The 1,509-nt window shown below is 76.6% G+C and carries 2 protein-coding genes; both read left to right on the top strand.

The window, feature by feature from the left end; all coding sequences use genetic code 11:
• Positions 1-27 precede the first annotated feature (27 nt).
• Positions 28-939: a DUF6895 family protein gene (locus G5C65_RS37155; protein ID WP_165303443.1), complete on the top strand. Its 912-nt coding sequence runs from the start codon at positions 28-30 to the stop codon at positions 937-939.
• Between the two features lie 7 nt (positions 940-946).
• Positions 947-1,509 (top strand): serine hydrolase (locus tag G5C65_RS37150; protein ID WP_165303442.1); only part of this gene is annotated, 563 nt, incomplete at its 3' end.

Below are 1,509 nucleotides of genomic sequence, written 5' to 3'. Positions count from 1 at the left end.
GCCCAAGCCCCCGCCGACACCGCGCTCGTGCACGAGGTGGGCGTGCGCGCCGTCGACTGGCTGTACCGGCATCGGGACGGATTCCGCCCCTCCCGGGAGGGCGCCGACGGCGTCCCCGCCGGCGACTGGGAGATCAAGGACCGGCTGAAGCCGATCGGCGAGCTGGCCTCGATCGGCGCGGTGCTGTTCCGGGAGGGGGTGGCCGGCTCGCGGCAGTCGGCCCTCACCCGGCAACTGCTGGACTTCGCCTGGCGGGAGCTGCTCGACGGGGGCGGGCTGCTGCGCTGGATGCAGCGGTCCGAGCCGCTGTCCCCGATCCCGTTCGAGATCTACCTCCCGTTTCGCGAACTCGGCTACAGCGACCCCTCGTTCGAGGAGGGCGTCCGGCTGGCGCACCGGCTGCGCAGCTGGTCGGCGCTGGAGGCGGTCCCGGTCCGGCGGCTCGGACTGGCCGCCTTCGAGCGGCGGTTCGGGCTGACGCCGGACCTCTCGCTCCGGCAGGCGGTCGAGCAGACCTGGCTGGGGCGCCGCCCCGAGCCGTGGACGGCCGAGGTGAACATCGGCTACAGCGTCACCCACACCGTCTTCCACCTCACCGACTGGGGCGCGAACCCCGGCGGGCTCCCCGCAGAGCTCGCCGAGTACCTCGCCGCCTGGCTGCCCGCCTGGCTCGACAACTGGCTCGACCAGGAGAACTGGGACCTGCTGGGCGAGCTGCTCGTCGTCGACGCCTGCCTGCCGCGGCCCACGCTGGACGCCGCCGCCTGGGAGGGCTTCGCCGCCGCGCAGACGCCCGAGGGAGCGATGCCGGTGCAGGGCGCGATGCCCGGGGGCGACCCGGACGACGTGTTCGACCTCGTCTACCACTCCACCCTGGCAGCGGCGTTCGCCTCGGTGCTCGCCACCTCCCGGGCCCTGGGCACCCTGCGGGAGGGGTGAGCCGCCGGTGCCCGAGCCGCGCCACAGCGGCGATCTGGCCGACGGCGCGGTACGGGACCGGCTGGCGGCCGCCGTACGCGCTGTCGACGCGCCGGACGTCGTCTTCGCCTACTCCCGCGCCGGCCGCCGCGCCCTGTGCAGCGGGGGCACGGCGCCGCCCCGGCCGCGGCCGCGCGAGCAGCTGCGCTACGAGACCGGCTCGGCGAGCAAGACGTACGGGGCGCTGCTGCTGGCCCGGCTGCACACCGCGGGCCTGGTCGGCCTCGGCGACCCCGCGCTGCCGCTGCTGGCGCCGGAGTGCGAAGCGCCGGGGGCCGCACCCGTCACCCTGTTCCATCTGGCCACCCACACCTCCGGGCTGCCCCGGCTGCCCGCCGACCTCTACCCCCGGGCCGTGGGCGCCCTGCTGACCAACCCGTACGCCGGGTACCCGGCGGCGCGGCTCGTCGACCGGTTCCGCCGCGAGGCCCTCCGCCGCCCGGCGCGGCCCCGGCCGGGCACCCGGTGGCGGTACTCCAACTTCGGCGCCGCGATCCTGGGACACGCGCTGGCCGCCGCACACCCGGGGCG

The organism is Streptomyces boncukensis, from assembly GCF_011045075.1.
GTDB lineage: Bacteria > Actinomycetota > Actinomycetes > Streptomycetales > Streptomycetaceae > Streptomyces > Streptomyces boncukensis.
The sequence above is the reverse complement of the archived record's forward strand: the minus strand, read 5'-3'. Positions and strand labels throughout refer to the sequence as shown.